Origin of the sequence: Bacillus sp. FSL R5-0603, from assembly GCF_038050295.1 — a bacterium.
GTDB classification, from domain to species: Bacteria; Bacillota; Bacilli; order Bacillales; family Bacillaceae; genus Bacillus; species Bacillus subtilis.
Genome location: NZ_JBBOYP010000001.1, coordinates 814,485 through 831,614, shown reverse-complemented (window position 1 = coordinate 831,614; position 17,130 = coordinate 814,485). Strand labels below are relative to the sequence as shown.

The 17,130-nt window shown below is 45.4% G+C and carries 18 protein-coding genes; 7 read left to right on the top strand and 11 right to left on the bottom strand.

Features of this window, described 5'->3' with window-relative positions:
• Positions 1-11 precede the first annotated feature (11 nt).
• The 3 genes from NYE56_RS04180 to recX all read right to left on the bottom strand — a co-directional run bounded on the left by NYE56_RS04180 (position 12) and on the right by recX (position 2,458).
• Complete coding sequence (locus tag NYE56_RS04180) at positions 12-1,205, bottom strand: MFS transporter (protein WP_003243500.1); 1,194 nt, start codon at positions 1,203-1,205, stop codon at positions 12-14.
• A 142-nt stretch (positions 1,206-1,347) separates the two neighbouring features.
• On the bottom strand, positions 1,348-1,662 hold the full coding sequence (locus NYE56_RS04175) for a YfhH family protein (protein WP_003244592.1): 315 nt from the start codon (positions 1,660-1,662) through the stop codon (positions 1,348-1,350).
• 1 nt (position 1,663) lies between these two features.
• Positions 1,664-2,458, bottom strand: a complete 795-nt coding sequence (gene recX, locus NYE56_RS04170) for a recombination regulator RecX (RefSeq protein ID WP_003243354.1) — start codon at positions 2,456-2,458, stop codon at positions 1,664-1,666.
• Positions 2,459-2,546: 88 nt separating this feature from the next.
• On the opposite strand from recX, the gene NYE56_RS04165 reads away from it, so the two are divergent.
• From NYE56_RS04165 to NYE56_RS04155, 3 genes are all read left to right on the top strand, one after another.
• Positions 2,547-3,458, top strand: coding sequence for a TIGR01777 family oxidoreductase (locus tag NYE56_RS04165; protein ID WP_088325474.1), 912 nt, complete (start codon positions 2,547-2,549; stop codon positions 3,456-3,458).
• A 54-nt stretch (positions 3,459-3,512) separates the two neighbouring features.
• Entirely contained in the window at positions 3,513-3,623 is a 111-nt protein-coding gene (locus tag NYE56_RS04160; protein ID WP_003223230.1) for a YfhE family protein, read from the top strand.
• A gap of 66 nt (positions 3,624-3,689) precedes the next feature.
• Positions 3,690-3,881 (top strand): YfhD family protein, encoded by a 192-nt coding sequence (locus NYE56_RS04155; protein ID WP_003233561.1) that lies wholly within the window; start codon positions 3,690-3,692, stop codon positions 3,879-3,881.
• Positions 3,882-3,919: 38 nt separating this feature from the next.
• On the opposite strand, the gene NYE56_RS04150 is transcribed toward NYE56_RS04155, so the two are convergent.
• The 4 genes from NYE56_RS04150 to NYE56_RS04135 all read right to left on the bottom strand — a co-directional run bounded on the left by NYE56_RS04150 (position 3,920) and on the right by NYE56_RS04135 (position 7,617).
• Positions 3,920-4,504, bottom strand: a complete 585-nt coding sequence (locus NYE56_RS04150) for a nitroreductase family protein (RefSeq protein WP_268556111.1) — start codon at positions 4,502-4,504, stop codon at positions 3,920-3,922.
• Positions 4,505-4,591: 87 nt separating this feature from the next.
• Positions 4,592-5,473, bottom strand: coding sequence for a PhzF family phenazine biosynthesis isomerase (locus NYE56_RS04145; protein WP_335450319.1), 882 nt, complete (start codon positions 5,471-5,473; stop codon positions 4,592-4,594).
• A gap of 114 nt (positions 5,474-5,587) precedes the next feature.
• Positions 5,588-6,619, bottom strand: coding sequence for a FecCD family ABC transporter permease (locus NYE56_RS04140; RefSeq protein WP_003233568.1), 1,032 nt, complete (start codon positions 6,617-6,619; stop codon positions 5,588-5,590).
• On the bottom strand, positions 6,616-7,617 hold the full coding sequence (locus NYE56_RS04135) for a FecCD family ABC transporter permease (RefSeq protein WP_014476204.1): 1,002 nt from the start codon (positions 7,615-7,617) through the stop codon (positions 6,616-6,618). The genes NYE56_RS04140 and NYE56_RS04135 overlap by 4 nt, the downstream gene beginning before the upstream one ends.
• A gap of 130 nt (positions 7,618-7,747) precedes the next feature.
• Between NYE56_RS04135 and NYE56_RS04130 the strand changes: the two genes are divergently transcribed.
• Positions 7,748-8,725, top strand: coding sequence for an ABC transporter substrate-binding protein (locus tag NYE56_RS04130; protein WP_341283517.1), 978 nt, complete (start codon positions 7,748-7,750; stop codon positions 8,723-8,725).
• 17 nt (positions 8,726-8,742) lie between these two features.
• Here the strand turns inward: NYE56_RS04130 and mprF are convergent, their stop codons facing one another.
• Positions 8,743-11,313 (bottom strand): bifunctional lysylphosphatidylglycerol flippase/synthetase MprF, encoded by a 2,571-nt coding sequence (mprF, locus tag NYE56_RS04125; protein WP_341283516.1) that lies wholly within the window; start codon positions 11,311-11,313, stop codon positions 8,743-8,745.
• Between the two features lie 171 nt (positions 11,314-11,484).
• On the opposite strand from mprF, the gene NYE56_RS04120 reads away from it, so the two are divergent.
• Together NYE56_RS04120 and NYE56_RS04115 are read left to right on the top strand one after the other, a co-directional pair.
• Complete coding sequence (locus NYE56_RS04120) at positions 11,485-11,967, top strand: MarR family transcriptional regulator (RefSeq protein WP_003233577.1); 483 nt, start codon at positions 11,485-11,487, stop codon at positions 11,965-11,967.
• Positions 11,968-12,079: 112 nt separating this feature from the next.
• Positions 12,080-13,636 carry an MFS transporter gene (locus tag NYE56_RS04115; RefSeq protein ID WP_341283515.1) on the top strand — a complete coding sequence of 519 codons (1,557 nt, stop codon included), beginning with the start codon at positions 12,080-12,082 and terminating at the stop codon, positions 13,634-13,636.
• Here the strand turns inward: NYE56_RS04115 and bstA are convergent.
• From bstA to estB, 3 genes are all read right to left on the bottom strand, one after another.
• On the bottom strand, positions 13,633-14,169 hold the full coding sequence (gene bstA, locus NYE56_RS04110; RefSeq protein ID WP_341283514.1) for a bacillithiol transferase BstA: 537 nt from the start codon (positions 14,167-14,169) through the stop codon (positions 13,633-13,635). The genes NYE56_RS04115 and bstA overlap by 4 nt on opposite strands.
• A gap of 130 nt (positions 14,170-14,299) precedes the next feature.
• Positions 14,300-15,388: an acyltransferase family protein gene (locus NYE56_RS04105; protein WP_341283513.1), complete on the bottom strand. Its 1,089-nt coding sequence runs from the start codon at positions 15,386-15,388 to the stop codon at positions 14,300-14,302.
• Positions 15,389-15,606: 218 nt separating this feature from the next.
• Positions 15,607-16,239 (bottom strand): esterase EstB, encoded by a 633-nt coding sequence (gene estB, locus NYE56_RS04100; RefSeq protein ID WP_251188104.1) that lies wholly within the window; start codon positions 16,237-16,239, stop codon positions 15,607-15,609.
• 277 nt (positions 16,240-16,516) lie between these two features.
• On the opposite strand from estB, the gene padR reads away from it, so the two are divergent.
• The gene (gene padR, locus NYE56_RS04095; RefSeq protein ID WP_335388901.1) at positions 16,517-17,065 is read left to right on the top strand and encodes a transcriptional regulator PadR; all 549 of its coding nucleotides are present in this window, start codon (positions 16,517-16,519) and stop codon (positions 17,063-17,065) included.
• Positions 17,066-17,130: the final 65 nt, after the last annotated feature.

The following is a 17,130-nucleotide window of genomic DNA, read 5'->3' as shown; positions in this document are numbered from 1 at the left end:
TGCAGCTGTTTTTACCCTTTATTGACTTGATATTCGTAGACGCTCTTCTTTTCTGATAAGTGTGCGAAGGTAGAAAGCACAAGTCCGCATGCGGTCATAAGCGCACCTCCTGCAAACAGCCAGGAATAAGAGCCTGTTCCGTTTAAAATCATTCCGCCGATCCATGCACCAAGGGCATTGGCAAGGTTAAATGCTGATACGCTGACAGCTGCGGCAATGGTTGTGCCGCCCTCAGATGAGGAAATGACCTTTGTTTGCAGAAGAGGCGGCGTGCCGAATGCGCATGCCCCGAATAGGAACGTTGCCACAATGGCTGCAGCCGGGTAAATGGCGATGTAAGGAAATACAGCCAGAACACCGATTAAACCGATCATTACGCCGATCATCGTCCGAGTCAGCAAAGGCAGCGGTACTTTTCCAGCAAAGAAATTCCCGGCAACGCCTCCCAATCCATACGCAAAGAGAGCACCTGTAATGCCAACCGTGCTGAATCCGGCTGAATGCCTTAAAATGGGTTCGATAAAGGTGTAGGCGATAAAGACACCGGAATAGCCTAAAATGGTAATCGCGAAGGAAAACAGCACTTGTTTGTGTTTAAAAACCCCCCACTCATTCATAAGCATTGGGATCACTTTTGGTTTTCTGTTCGGCACGGCAGCCATAAGGCCTAAAAATCCGATGACACCAAGTGCCGTAATGATGGAAAACACCGCTCTCCAATTCAGGACATCTCCGAGATAAGAGCCGAATGGAACACCAAGCATTAGAGCCACTGTCAGTCCGCCGTTCATTGAAGCAGCAGCTGCAGCACGCTTTTCCGGCGGAACCATTTCACTTGCGAATACCATGGCAATCGCGAAGAAAGCGCCGTGAATGGACGCAGATAAAATTCTTGAAATGGCCAATACCGCAAAATTCGGCGCCAGTGCGCTCATCAGGTTTGAAAGGATAAATATCGCCATAAGCCCAAGAAGCACAGGCTTTCTCGGAAGCTTGACGGAAATGATGGTGACGAGCGGTCCTGTCAAACAAACGCTTGCCGCATAAGCCGTGACAAGAAGCCCTGCGGATGAAACCTGTATATGAAAGTCATTGGCAATCGACGTCAAAATACCCATCACCGCGTATTCTGTATAGCCGATTGAAAATGTACAAATCATAAGAACAAATATAATAAATTTTACAGATGGGTTTTTGATACTCAACGTCATCGCCTCCTTTGATTTTAAAAAACAACGAGTTTCATCTTAAAAGATTTTTCAAGTGAATTCAATGATTTTTTCTTTAAGAATTCGTGTAAATGTGCTGCAAACAAAAAGAGGCTGATCATCAGCCTCCTGTTACGCTTTATTCTTTTTCTTGCAATACTGAGATTGGCAGCGCTTCCTCTTGCTGAGGGGAAGAGGTTCTGTATCCCCATGCGAAAACGCCATTTAAATAACTAATGGTAAACTCGTCCTCAGTGTTTTCCACACGATATGTTTCTCCCGGTGAGTAATCTTCCGGGTTCAGCAAATATGCTTTTGCCATCGTAATTTTCCGTTCGAGCACTGCCAGTTCGTTTATGATTCCATGCTGTTCGGCTTTTCTTGCTTTTTCAGAAAGTAATGCGATTTCGGTATTGAGTTCGTGCGGTGTCATTTGACTGTATCGTTTCTCCATTTCAGTACTCCTCTTCCTGCAGTAATTGCTCGATTAAATCGAGTGAGAATCCTTTGCGGAATAAAAATTGTTTGACCTTCATGGCGCTTTCATATGAGCCGTCGTAGCGGTATTTTCTAAACGCTTTTTCCGCGTGAAGGCGCAGCGCTTCTTTCTCTGTGTCTTCATCATTTTCATATTCAATCTGATCCATCGCCGCGCTGATAACATCAAATGAGAAGCCCTTGCGCTGAAGCTGCAGCTGGGCGCGCTGTTTGAGTTCTTTCGTCGAAAGCTTTTTATCTTTTTTGAGAAGCTTTTCAACATGCTTGACCGCTTCTCTTGTCTGATCTTCAAAGGAAAAGGAACTTAGCGCCTCCTTAATTGTATCGTCATCAATTCCCTTCGCTCTTAGCTCTCTGAACAAAACATCAGGGCCTTTTCCGTTTGTTTTTTTGTGAGTGCTGACATAGGCTGCGGCAAATTCCTGGTCGTTTAAGTACTTGTAATCGTTAAGCCTATGGATGACTTCCGCAATGACGGGGGGCGAGGTTTCTTTTTTCTTTAAGTGGTCCTCGACCTCTTTCGTCGACCGCATTCGATAGGATAAAAAGTCAAGCGCACGGTTGAAGCCTTTCTTCACTTCATCGCCGTATTGAATCTCAATGATGTCAAGATCATCGAGTTCTTTTCCCTTCTTGAGCTCAAATTTCACGAGCACATCCGCGTCCACGCTGAAGGCGTATTTATCATCCAGAAAAATATTGAAGCGTTCCGTATTCTTTTTTTGCGTTGATATTTTTGTAATAAACGGCATCTTAATCTCCCTTCTCAGGCCTGAAACGCGTTTTCTTTTATTACAATGAGGTAAAGTATATTTATTAGAACGATGAGGAGAGATGTTCATGAATATCGCAATGACGGGCGGAACCGGTTTTCTCGGCCAGCATCTGACAGGCGTTCTTACCCGCCAGGGACACCATGTTTATATTTTATCAAGAAACGCAAGGGAAACTGAACAAAAAAATATGACATATGTCCAATGGCTGACGGAAGGAGCTGCCCCGGAGCAGGAACTTCCTCATATTGATGTCTGGATAAATCTTGCGGGAAAATCGATTTTTGGCCGCTGGACAAATAAAACAAAGCAGCACATTCTCTCCAGCCGTATCAATGCGACGCGTGAAGTGCAGCGGCTTATTCAGAAACAGAAGGAGAAGCCGAAGACATTGATCCAAGCCAGTGCCGTAGGTATTTACGGCACAAGCCTTGAGAAAACTTTTACAGAGGATTCTGCAACGTCAGATGAGGATTTTCTCAGCCATACTGCACACCTGTGGGAAAAGGAAGGACAGCATATTGAGGCGATGGGCATCCGGACAGTTTATGCGAGATTTGGCGTGATGCTTGGAGAAAAAGGCGCTCTCCCTCTTATGATTCTCCCCTATAAGTTTCTGGCCGGCGGAACGATCGGAACGGGAAGGCAGTGGCTGTCATGGATTCATGTCGAGGATGCGGCCCAGATGATCCGATATGCGGTGGAAAACGCCGGCATCTCAGGCCCAATGAATGTTACCGCGCCCAATCCTGTGGACATGAAGCAATTCGGAAAAACGATTGCACGGGTGAAGCACCGCCCGCACTGGCTCCCCGTCCCGGAATTCTTTTTATCAAAAGCATTGGGTGAAATGAGTCTTTTGATTGTGAAAGGACAGCGCGCTCTTCCTAAAAAAGCGATAACCTCTGGATTTCGTTTTACATATTCGGATCTTGAATTTGCACTCTCACAGCTGATAGCGGACCGAAAGACTGTATAAAAACAGCAGGAAGCGTCAACCTTAAGAATAACATGGTTGAAGGAGGTTCTTTTTATGGAAAAAAAGAGGGAGAAGCATCAGCAAGGCGCCAACCTGAAAAAAATGCAGGAAGTTCTTTATTCAGGCGAATTTAAAAAAGCGGAAAAAGCTGCTAAGCGGAAGTAGGAATACATAGCCCCTTAAAACCAAATACTATATTTGTTTGATATCACTTTTTAGGGGGAATTTGATATGGGCAGAAATCATATCCACAAAAACCGTGATAAAAACAAACAAAAGCTTCCACAAGTTCCCGATGCATTAAAAAGGGAAACTGACGGCGTTTACGAAGAATATTCAACCGAGCTTGCTGATGCAGATGACCGCGAAGCGCAAGAGCGTGCGAAAGCAGCCGACAACAGAGCGAAAAAGAAATCTCGTTAATGAAAAACCCCTTGTCTCCGTTTGAGACAAGGGGCTTTTTACATTTCAGTGAACCGGTCGCGGATCGGTGTGCGTTTTTTCACTTCCGGCGCCTCGTCAGGATAACCTGTTTGTATGATGGCGGCGAAACGCTCATTATCCTGCAAACCAAAGGCCTGATGGACTTCTTTGTCATAAAGGATTTTTCCGCTTTTCCAAACCATGCCGATTCCTTTTTCCCAAGCAAGAAGCTGAAGATTTTGAATCAACGAGCTTGTTGCCGCAAAATCGTCGTCCCGCGCTCTTTCGTTTTCATCTTCCTGAAACACGACGAGGAGAAATCCCGGAACGCGCCCAAGTGTGTTTTTGAAATTTTGAAGCTTTTCCTCTGTCATATCCGGCTTGGATTTCTTAGAGAACGCTGCAAATGTATTGATGAGGTTCGCTTTACCTGTCTCACTGGAAACGTAAATAAATCTCCATGGCTCTGTCACTCTGTGATTTGGCGCATATTTTGCCGTTTCAAGCATGTCAAGAATGACTGCTGAAGGTACTGGATCTTGTTTAAACTTTCGAATCGATCTTCTGCTGCGTATGATGTCCCGCAGTGCTGAATGCTGATGTATTTGTTCGGTTTGAGGCATACCGTCTCACCTTCCTATGCAATTGAAAATGATTATCATTTCATAATGATAACGGAAAGTGCATCTTTTTGTAAACCATCATCCGTATTAGATTTTAAGAATACGGGTTTCTGAGTAAACGGCTGTTCCTGTCATGTTCACTTTCACATGGCCGCCGGCTTCGTTCATTTCGATCTCCACTTTTCCGTCTTTTCCAATTTCCTGCCCTTGTTCAATGATAAATTTATGCTGCTTGGCATTGCCATATTGTTTCATATAAGCCCCCATCACGCCGGATGCTGTGCCGGTCACGGGGTCTTCAATCGTTCCCGAATACGGGGATGAAAAGTGGCGCCCGTGCAGGTCGCTGTCGGGATGGACGCTTTCAAAGGTAAACGGATGGACTGAAGCATTTGGCAGATCAACTAACACCTCCGGAAATTGTTTGTTATCTGGCACCATTTTTTTGGAAGCCTCCAATGATTTAAGCGGAACGATGGCTGTCCATATGCCAGTGCTGCCAAACACAATCGGAAGGTCTTCATGAAAATCCTCTTCAGTGATACCCAGTGCGTCCGCAAGTTTTTTCCGATCGCCTGTAAATGGTTTGAATTGCGGAGAGGCCTGTTCAAGCGTGATATGAATACGGCCATCTTTTTCAGAAATCTTCACAGGCAGGATACCCGCTTTCGTTTGGATGCTGTACGTTTTACCGCTCTCCAGCATTCCTTTCTCACATAATGCGTAAAGAGAAGCAACTGTCGCATGACCGCACAAATTCATTTCGTGTCCAGGTGTAAAGTAACGGAGTTCAAGATCGGCCGACTCGCTTTTTCGGATAAAGGAGGTTTCTGAATACCCGGCACGCTCAGCTATGATCTGCATCTCGTCTTCCGTATAATCGTCTCCCTGCAAAACGACGCCTGCGGGGTTTCCTTTGCCGGGACTGCTTGTAAATGCTTCATATTTTAATACCTCTGCTTCTTTCATTCATCTGCCGCCCTTTCTTTATCAATGTCTTTGTCAGTATAGCAAAAATAATTACGAATCTTCAGTCATTATCAAAAAAACCCATTTTCTTTTTTAAGAAAATGGGTGTAACGATTAAGAATTTCTTGTTTTATAGAGCAAATAAATAAAATAAGGTGCGCCGATAGCCGCTGTAAAGACGCCGGCCGGCACTTCCACCGGAGCAAATAAGGTTCTGCCGACGATATCAGCTGTTAAAACGAGCAGAGCTCCAATAAGTGCCGACGCTGGGAGCAGGGCGCCATAAGATGAGCCGACAAGCCGTCTTGCAATATGGGGCGCCATCAGCCCGACAAAACCGATTGTGCCGGCAACTGAAACTGCACAACCAGTAAGAGCCGTACTCAAAAGGAGCAAGAAAAAACGATTTCGCTGCACAGCGCTTCCTGCACCCGCCGCAATATCTTCACCCAGCACCTGTATATTCATATTTTTTAGCGCGACAAAACAAATGAATAAGAGAATGACAGATAAGATAATAGCTATTTTTACATGCTGCCAGTTTGACCCATAAACTGACCCAGTGATATATACATTGGCTTGTGATGCCCGGTAAATCGGACCTTTGATCATCAGCAGGGTAGTCATCGCCTGCGCCGACATTGAAAATCCGATTCCGATAAGCACCAGCCGAAATGTGGAGGCACCATTTTTGTATGCCAGTAAATAGACGATGAGCCCGACAGCCGATGCGCCGATAAATGCGGCTGCTGGAAGCCATGACAGACTGATCGTAAGTGAACTGCTGCGGTCTGAGAAGAACATCATTAAAAGCACGACCGCTACCGCCGCTCCTCCTGTTATTCCGATAATATCCGGAGATGCGAGAGGGTTTCTGACGAGCCCCTGCAATATCGCGCCTGCCGCTGCCAAGCAGACACCGGCGCATAAAGCCGTCAAAATTCTTGGCATGCGGAACGACATGATCATCAGTTCATCCAGCTTGGAACCTGCACCAAAGAATGTTTTTGCTACATCCCAGGGAGGAATAAACCTTTGTCCGAGACCTGCGCTTATGATGAGTACAGCAGCTGTTAACCCCAGTAAAATCAAAAAGACGATCCATGCTTTCTTTTCAGCCGCAGTAACGCCAAAACGAAGTTTCATAGCTTCGCCCCCCTTCTTGCGATGTACACAAACACAGGCATTCCGATGATGGCGGTCATGACCCCGACAGGAACTTCCTGAGGCATAATGATATATCGCGCACCGATATCCGCGCAAACAAGCAAAATGGCACCCAAAACAGCGGAAAATGGCAGAACCCAGCGATAATCATTACCAACGACAAAGCGGGCAAAATGCGGAATAATGATGCCGATAAAAGAAATCGGCCCGGCAATGGCGACAGCGGACCCTGCAAGCATGACAACACAAAGCGCCATCACAAATTTCAACAGGCCTGTTTTTTGGCCGAGTCCTTTTGCCACATCTTCTCCCATAACGAGGAGATTAATTTTTTGGCCGAGAAAGAAGCAGATTACCAGCGCTGCCGCTGCATATGGAAACATCGTCATCAACAGATCCAGACTCCGGCCCTGCACAGAGCCAGTCAGCCAAAAAAGCACCTGGGCAAGCTCGAGTTCGTTGACAGACAGCAAGCCCTGTGTCAGAGAAGAAAACATGGCTGCCATGGCAGCTCCCGCCAGCGTCAGTTTGATTGGCGTCAGCCCTTCCCTCCCAAGCGAGCCTGCTGCATAGACGATCGCGGCGGTAAATGCTGCCCCCAGAAACGAGCTCCATACTAATGCCTGAGGTGACTGAATATGCAGAAAAAACGATCCGGCAACAATAAAAAAACCTGCACCGGCGTTAATCCCGAAAATCCCCGGTGACGCAAGCGGATTTTTTGTGAGCGCCTGCATGAGAGCGCCCGCGGCTGCAAGCGAGGCGCCGACGACTGTCGCAACCAAAGCGCGCGGAAGCCTGACATCCTTGATGATGACATGCTCATTTGTTCCGTTGAAGGAAGTAAACGCCTGATAGACCTGTCTCCATGACGTACCTGTATAGCCGTACACGACGCTTGAGCAGACAGCCGCCAGTAAAATGAAAATCAGACATACTAACACAATCCATTTTGAAGATGCCTTTTTGCAGATCATGATCTAATTCTCCTAGTTATTTACTATGTAATGTTTGTTTTTGAGAATAATCCTCAATTAGGGATTGACACTCTTAACACTGCTTATTATGATCTAAATGATAATGAATTTCAATATTGGGAGGAAAAAGATGAAAAAGCATATCAGCATGCTATTCGTATTTTTAATGGCCGTTATGGTACTTTCTGCCTGTAATAGTTCAGAAAGTTCAAGCAACAGCGAGGGGTCAAGCAGCAAAACAAGAACGGTCAAACATGCAATGGGGACATCAGACAACATCCCCGCCACTCCAAAACGGATTGTTGTTTTAACTAATGAAGGAACAGAGGCGCTCTTAGCGCTTGGCATTAAGCCGGTCGGAGCCGTAAAGTCATGGAAGGGCGACCCGTGGTATGACTATCTGAAAGATGACATGAAAGGCGTTAAAAACGTCGGTCTTGAAACGGAACCGAATGTGGAAGCCATCGCAGAATTAAAGCCTGATTTGATTATTGGAAACAAAGTGCGCCAGGAAAAAATTTATGATCAGCTAAATGCGATTGCGCCGACTGTTTTTGCTGAATCTTTGGCCGGGAACTGGAAGGATAACCTGACTCTATACGCCAACGCGGTGAATAAGGCGGACAAAGGCAAGGAAGTCATTGCCGATTTTGATAAACGCGTTTCTGATTTAAAAAACAAGCTGGGCGACCAGACAAACAAAACCGTTTCTGTCGTACGCTTTTTATCCGGTGAGTCAAGAATCTATTATACCGATTCATTTCCTGGGATTATTTTAGACCAGCTTGGCTTCAAACGCCCTGAAAAACAAGTGGAGCTGTTTAAGAAACAAAAGGACCAATTTATGTTCTCAACCGACAGTAAAGAATCTATTCCTGATATGGATGCTGATGTGCTGTTTTATTTCACTTATAAAGCCGATAATGCAAAAGAAAATGAAAAATGGGCCAATCAGTGGACAAGCAGTTCACTATGGAAAAACCTAAAGGCCGTGAAGTCAGGTAATGCACATGAAGTCGATGACGTCGTGTGGACAACCGCAGGCGGAATTAAAGCCGCAAACTATCTGCTTGATGATATTGAAACCTACTTCTTAAAAACGAAATAAAAAAAGACTCCGTCTTATTAGACGGAGTCTTTTTTGCTTTTGCCAATCAGACGTGTAACGAGGAACATGGTGACAGAAAGAGATCTGTTTTTCCGATACGCCAAGTATTTCCCTCGCCACTCCGGTTTGTATTTTTCTTTAAAGGCTCTTAGGCCGCTGAAGCTGTACATGTATCTGACATTATTAAAAATGACAGCGGCAAACCTTTCGGACCAGAAGGATGTAAAGGCAGTGCCGACATTGGCCAAGGGTGCCATCCCCATATTAAATGACGTGCAGCCCTCTTCCTTTGCCCATAAAAACATACGGATAAACAATGCGTCCATAATGCCATTTGGAGCGTCGCCGCGATAGCGCATCAGATCAACCGATATCTCTCCTTCCTGGTACATCGGCATGACATTTGCGAATGCAACGATCTCTCCTTCTGCATTTTTCATATAGGCGATCGGCGCTTTCTGTAAATAGGAAGGATCAAAAAATCCGAGCGAGAATCCCTTCTCTTTTTTCGAGCCGAGCCATTCGTCTGAGATTTGCTTCAGCTCCTCCAAAAACGCATCAGAAAATGGGGGATGATCCACATGGAAAGTATACTCCTCCCGCTCAAAGCGGTTATTGATTGCCCGAAGGCCGGCTTTTTTCTTCCCAGTCAAGGTAAATGTATTTAAATCTACATATGCTTCCTCGCCCAATTTAAAGAAATTGTAGCCAAAATCGTGATACAGCGCCATGTCCTCTCGTTCAATTTGATAGAACAAAACACTGAATCCCTTCTGATGCGCTTCGTTCAGAAATTCTTCCAGCACGAGCGGGAATGATTCTCTTTGGCCAGATGGATCGCCGAGCACGACCAGCCTTCTGGCGATTTTCCCAAATAGAAGCAGTGCATTCCCATCACTAGAAAAATAAAACCGCTTATCTCCAAGAAAACCAAGATGGCTCAGCGCGTTGCCGCCTTTTTCATTGAGAAACGCAGCAAGACGCTCAGGGTCAGCTTTCTCTCCGATCGGTTTCGTTCTCTTATGATAGACCACTGTAAATATCAAGAAGAACAGTGGCACAATGATGATCGCCATGATGGTTGCATGTGTAATATGCGAGGTGCTGTGGACGAAATATTCGTGACGCAGCACCTTCTTCATCCGGTCCCAAATAAAGCCCGCGATCAGATTGTAGTTAAAGAGCGCCACAGTAAACAGCGCCACAGCGAATATCAATTGTCCCAGTGTATAGGATGCCTGTTCGCGGACAAATTGTTTTTTCAATAGCACAAGCAATACGATAATCATCGGCAGTACGAATATCGCGCTGATGTTAAGCCCTTTTAAAAAGCTGAACACAAAGCCGCCGACAAGCGCTGTAATGGCCATCGTATAGGAACGTTTTGTCCGTTTATAAAGCTCGATCGGCAGAATCAGCAGAATGAGCGCTGAGCTTAAGGACAGGCCGTTGAACAGCAAAAGCGCCGGGCGCGGAATGTGCGGTATAACCGTCAGCCTGTCAATCGGCAAGGAAACTGAGGCCAAGACAATCAGACCTGCTACGAACACAATAAGGGAAAGCGAGCCTTGCAAAATTCTCACTAATACCGCACGCTGAACAACAAGCAGAACGTTTGTCGTCTCAATTGCCGGTGCGATGCGCGGGTTCGTTTCGAGCCGCTTCATTGTATTTTCCGTTAGGTCGCCTGCGGCAAAGAACAGTCCCAAGATAAATGGGATAAATGAATAGGCGAGCCTGTACAGCACAATAGAAGTAACGATGGCCTCCTGATGATAGCCAAGCTGCTCCATCCCCAGCAAAAATAAAAGGTCAAACGAGCCGAAGCCGCCCGGCACGAGGCTGATCATTCCTCCGATCGCCGCAATGACGAACACCCCGAACACATACCTGATATCTGCATGAATGCCCATAGCGAACAAAGCAAAATAGATGACGATCCCGGCCATGAGCCATTCAACAACTGAAGCTCCAATATATGCGAAAATCGGATTTTTCACTTTGTCCGCATTCTCTTCGTCCCCAGCTTTGCGGTCTTTTATTTTGGACACCGCTAAAGATAACGGCAATATCAGTGCAAAACCGATAACGACCGCCCACAGCCAAGGCTTCTCATGAATCACTTCATCAACTGGCAGCACTCTCGCAGCAACGAAAATGCTGAAAACAGATAATCCGAGTAGCATAGATGATGTGAGCCAGGCGATTCCTTTCACGAGTGCCTTATGGTCTTTCGTATGCTCCTTATAGAACATCATTCTTAACCCGACGCCGGCTAAACCGCCGAAGCCCAGCACATTATTAAATGAATTGGCGATCCAGGAAACCCTGAATACTTTTCCGTTTGTGATCGATAGGCGCAGTGAGTATTTCAGGACGTAATCATACAGCGACATGGCCGCAACAGCCAGCAAGCCGATCAACACAAGCATGAATAAGTCCGTTCGTTCCAGTCCGTTGATGACCATGAGCGTACGTTTGAATGACAGATTTGTCAGTTCTTTTTTCGATTGATAAATAACAAATAGCAAAACAGCAATAGGAAAAACGATTTTTAATATTGATATAGCATTCTTTTTAATCAGCAATGGTCTCTCCAATCATATTCTAGTTCGATCCTCTCCCCCAATAATCTCCAACTCATTATACACTACCGTTATTTTTCGGACAAAGTCCCGCATGCGGTTTCTGCTCACTTTCTTTCAGGTATGAAAATCGAGTAATATGGTAAGAGGAGTGAATGATGAGGAAGTGATGAAATGGAATATAATTTACACGATACAACAGTATTAAACGAAAACATTCTTTCATCGGAAGAACGGGAAATATGGGTGCTCTATATGAAAGTCTTAACTTCCGCCGGGCTCGGTGATGTGTCCGAGTGGATGAAGCTGGATATGAGCATGCCGCAAATGAAGGTGCTGATGCTATTAAACAACCATGGAACATTGAAAGTGAGCGACATTGCTGAAAAAATGGGGGCTTCCCTGTCCAATACAACTGGGCTGCTTGACCGGCTTGAAAAATCAGGATTTGTCAAACGCTCACATTCTGAAGAGGACCGCCGCTCTGTAGTTGTTCAGTTGACAGAGAATGCGAAAAAGATTTTTCGGGGTTTGTATGAAAAAGGCCACCTGAAATTGAAGCGTTCATTAGAGCTGCTGTCCCCTGAAGAAAAGCAGGCTGTTTCCGAAGGGCTGTCTATCCTTTCAAGAGCATTAGAGAAAGCGAAAAAAGAATAAATCTGTAAGTCTGTCATCCGCAAACTGCGGGAGCAGGCTTTTTTTATTTGACATTTAGTTCATTTAAAATGAATAATATATTTTGAGTGAATCAAAAAAGGGGTTGATGAATATGTCTGAAGCATTAACAGAGCAGAAAAGCCAAAAGTGGGCGATCAGCCTGTTTACGATTGGTGTGTTTATGGCTGCGCTAGATAACGGAATTATTTCAGCTGCCTTAACAACGATAAACGAGTCGTTTTCCGTTTCTCCTTCCTGGGGATCATGGGGCATTACCCTTTATACGCTCGGTCTTAGCGTCAGTGTGCCAATCGTCGGAAAGCTTTCCGACCGCTACGGCAGAAAAAAACTCTTTCTCATTGAGGTTTGCCTGTTCGGACTTGGTTCTTTGCTTGTTGCTTTGAGCCAAAGCTTCCCGCTCTTTCTGATATCGCGGCTGATTCAGGCGCTTGGAGGCGGCGGGATTTTCATCATCGGCAGCTCTCACATTCTCGCGACCCTCCCAAAGGAAAAACAGGGGAAGGCGCTTGGGCTGCTTGGCGCAATGAACGGGATGGCCGCTGTGCTCGGGCCAAATATCGGAAGCTTTCTGCTTGATTGGACCGGGTCTTGGCATTGGCTGTTTTTGATTAATTTGCCGATTGCCGTGCTATTGGTTGTTTTCGGCGCATGTTTTATCGCGGAAACAAAAGCACCTGAAGCTAAGCGCCTCGATGCGGCCGGAATCTTCCTTCTATCCCTGTCGATTTTAGCCGTGATGTACGGCATGACGAACCTTGACGGGGCAAATCTCTTACACAGCTTGGGGAATCCGGAGGTTTATGGATGTATTATTTTTGGCATACTTTGTTTTGCAGCGCTTATCTCGTATGAAAAGAGAGTTGAAATGCGAGGAGGCGATCCCATTTTGGCGTATTCTCTGCTGCGAAACCATATGTTTCAGCGCACGCTTATCATCGGTTTGTTATCCGGGGGGCTCTTGGCGGCAGTCATTTTTATCCCGTCATATGTCGAGCAGTATTTGGGTGTCCCTGCCGCAAAAGCAGGCTATTGGATGACACCGCTTGCGTTGGCTTCCGGAATCGGCGCTTGGCTTGGCGGAGCGCTTACCGACAAAAAAGGTCCTGTAAAAACCGTTATTCTTTCGGGAATCATCTCATGTGCGGGGTTTGCTTTATTTCCGCTCTGGGTGACGGAAAAATGGGAGTTTGTGATCGCAAGTGTGGCAGCTGGGATCGGTTTTGGCTTTCTGTTAGGCGCTCCGCTGAACGTCCTTGTATCAGAAGCGGCAAAAACAAATAAGGGTACAGCTCTTGGCACGCTTTCATTAGTAAGGCAAATTGGACTGACCTTGGCGCCTACTCTTTATGCAGGTTTTATCACAGCCGGGTTTGACCAAATAGGTGATGAGATCAACAGCCGCTTATCGGACAGCGGATATTCAGAAAAGGCGATGCAGATGATTCCGGAGATCGACAGTTCTGATGTTTCTTCTTTACAAGAACAAATCGAACGCATTCCCGTTCTTGAAGTCAAAACCGCGATAAGCGACGCCATTCATGCGAGTGTCGCCAGCGGCTATGATCATTTATTTGCAGCGGCTGCTGTGATCTCACTTCTGGTGATTGCTGCTATCAGTATTCCGGCTTTCCGCCGGCAAAAGCGTTAAGACCACCCCATCCGTCTGGAAAGCTCCGTAATATGAGCGATATGGTGATGTGAGTGCCAGACATACAGGCCGAGCGCGTTCTCCAAGGTAATGATTTCCTTTGTATCAGGGTGATAAAACCCGCGCTTAAATTGCTGATCCGTCAGAGTGCGGAGCAGAGCCGTCCATCTTCCGTGAAGCTCCTGCAAAAGCGCGAGTGAGCCGCTCGGATCTGCCGTTTTCGAGTCTTTTAGCTCCGACCATGCTTTTTCATCATACGGACGAATAGCCGGTGTCTCTTCCGTCAAGCTCAATTTAAAACGAATATAGCTGTTCATATGACTGTCAGCCAGATGATGAATAACTTGCCGAACGGTCCATCCACCGTCCCGGTACGGTGTGTCAAGCTGGCTGTCCGTCATGCCTTCTACGGCTTGCTTCAGTTGGACAGGCACTTTTTCAAGGGCTTGTATCCATTCATCTTTTTGCTCCTTCGATATGGATTCCCTCGGCTTGTATTCTCCTATTGGGTAGCTTAGGTTGTCTGTTGTCATGCATGTTCCCCCTTCTTTTCACTCTTCTCCTTTATTTTACAAGAAAAAAATTGTGTATACTGTATGATTTAAAACAGTCTTACAGTAAAAAAATATGCAACAATCGGCAGGAGCCCCTGCCGATTGTTTTTCACCCTGCGTGATCACGCACTTCGACTGTTACCTTCTTCTGTTTTGGCTGATAAATTTTCCCCACAAATAAATACCCGTATTTGAACTTATTCAGCGTCCATGAGGTCAGAATCGGGCCGGCTGTGCACACGGCAAACAACAGGAGAACAGCCGGTACGGCAGGAATTTCGGGCATATTCAAAAGCAACACGTAGCCTATAATCATAAAATAGGCATGAAGCAGATAAATCGAAAAGGAATAGTTGCTGATAAACATCATGATTTTCGGCACATGCTTCATTTTGGAAAACAAGTGAAAACACAGGAAAATCATGCTTGTTGAATACAGCATGATATCAGGCCGCTTCGAGCTGATCATGCCGATTTCACCCACATAAGAAACAGCGACAACCAGCGCCCCAGAAGCAATTGCGGCGCCGTACACCACCCAGCGGTATTGGTTCAGCAGCGCTAAAAAACGCTTGTATTCTTTTCCGCAATAGTAGGCTAGACAAAAGTAGAAAAGCCAGCCTGCGAACGGAACCCAGAAGAACGGAAATGCCCCTCCCTCTTCAGAAGCAGGAGCAGGGCTGGCTGCGGAGAAATAGTCTAAATAAGCGGCTGTCACCACAAATGAGATAGACAGCACCCATTTCGGCGATGCTTTTTTCAAATACTCATGAAACATCATATGCAGCATGTAAAATTGAAAGATGACGAGAATAAAGTATCCGATAAAGTTTCCTAAGAATACGTTCGCCAAGTACTTTTGCACAAACGCGAGAAAGGTTACCTCTCCCCCCATCGCACTGGTCATCAGCAGCGCATCAATGGCCGCAATAAATAAAAAAGGAACAAAAATCACTTTTCCCCGCTTCTTTAAAAAACCGTCCGGCACCCCGTCAGGATAAGAACGGGCCAGTAAAAATTCAGAGATGAAAATAAAAGCGGGCGTGCTGAACATCAGGAGTGTGCGGAAAGAATCAACAGTGTGAGAAATATCTGCAAGAGCTTCTGCCTGAAGCATCAGGACCATTGAAATGATATGGAGCAAGACGACACTTAAGCACGAAATGCAGCGGATCATAAAAATTTCTTTAATTTGCATAACAGCGCTCCTTTTATTTCAAATTGATAGAAATCGATGGTTGTACCTTAACATGTCCGCTCTATTTGAAAAAGTGCCTGATGTCATAAATTGACGTATGCATGATAGACTAAGGTCATAAACCCCTCTGGCTTTTTGATGTATCTTTCTCAGACGAGATTGCTAGAAAAATGCAAAAAACCTGCCGTAACATAGACTGCAGGTTTTTGATGAAGATATTAATTTGTATTGAGGCCTCCGCCATTCAGCCCTTCTTTGATATAGCCGTTCACTTGGCTATTAGAGAGCAAGCCAATATGACCGATGCCATAAAGCTGGATGTTTCGCGCTCCTTGTAACCGAGACAAGCTATTGATGACAATTTGATCATTGAGACTGTAAATAGATGTATAGAGGATCTTTTGATTAGGATCTGTACCCGGCAGCGCGGTTGATGATACTAAACCATTAGCCCCTCCAAGCGTTACGACATTTTGAATCTTATTGCCCCCGCCTAAATATTTAATATAGTACAGCGTATTGGCGCCTCCCATACTATGAGCCACAATATCTACTTTTTTGGCCCCCGTCTCTTTTAAAACACGGTCAACATATGAAGCAAGCTGCGGGCCGTTATTTAGGTTGTTTCCTGTTTTATCATAAAAATCAATTGCGTACAGTTTGTTGCTTTGCCAGCCTTGAGAAATTAAGTAGTTTTTAATAGCGAAAAAGTTGTATGATGCCCCGCTTATTCCATGAACAAGAACGACAGGATTATGTACTGATTCAGCTTTTGCACTTGACGGCGGAGCGGCTAAAACAGATAGAATCAGCGATAAACAAATAATGAATGACATAAGTACTTTTTTCACGTTTATTCCCCCTTAAAATGTTCATACCACCAATTTCCTATTATACATAAAAAATCAATATAGTTAATATTTTTTCTGAAAATTAAATTTAAATCTCTTTTATATCATTGACGGAGATAAATCGGATACCTTCTGACAAAAATTTTATTTTCATTTCCAAAGAGCCCGGTTGTGTTCCCTTTCTCCCTTTTCTATAATAAGGGGAATAGGCAGTTAGGATCACAGATGAGCACGGTCTCATCTTTTTTGTGAAACAGCCATAGACATGGAGGATCGCATGAGAGTATTAAAATACGCCATATTAGGGCTTTTGCGAAAAGGCGAATTGAGCGGATACGATATTACGAGTTATTTTAAAGAGGAGCTCGGCCAATTTTGGAGCGCCAAGCACAGCCAGATTTACCCTGAGCTCAAAAAGCTGACGGATGAAGGGTTTATCACGTTCCGGACAACGATTCAGGGCACAAAGCTGGAGAAAAAGATGTACACCCTGACAGACTGCGGAAAGCAGGAGCTGCATGACTGGCTGATCCGCCACCAGCCGATACCCGAGACGGTGAAGGATGAATTTATGCTGAAGGCTTATTTCATTTCTTGTCTATCGCGCCAGGAGGCTTCTGATTTGTTCAAAGACCAGCTGCAAAAACGCCAGGCCAAGCTTTCTGACTTACAGGGAAGCTATGAAAAGCTTATGGCTTCAGCAGAGCCAATGTCATTTTCTTCACCGGACTTCGGCCACTATCTTGTGCTGACGAAAGCGCTGGAGCGGGAGAAAAATTACGTTTCTTGGCTGGAATCAATTTTAGCTATGATCGATAAGGAATAACCGCAGTTCAGGCTGCACCCATACGAATGTACCCACATGCAAAAAAACATCTGCCTAAACGGCAG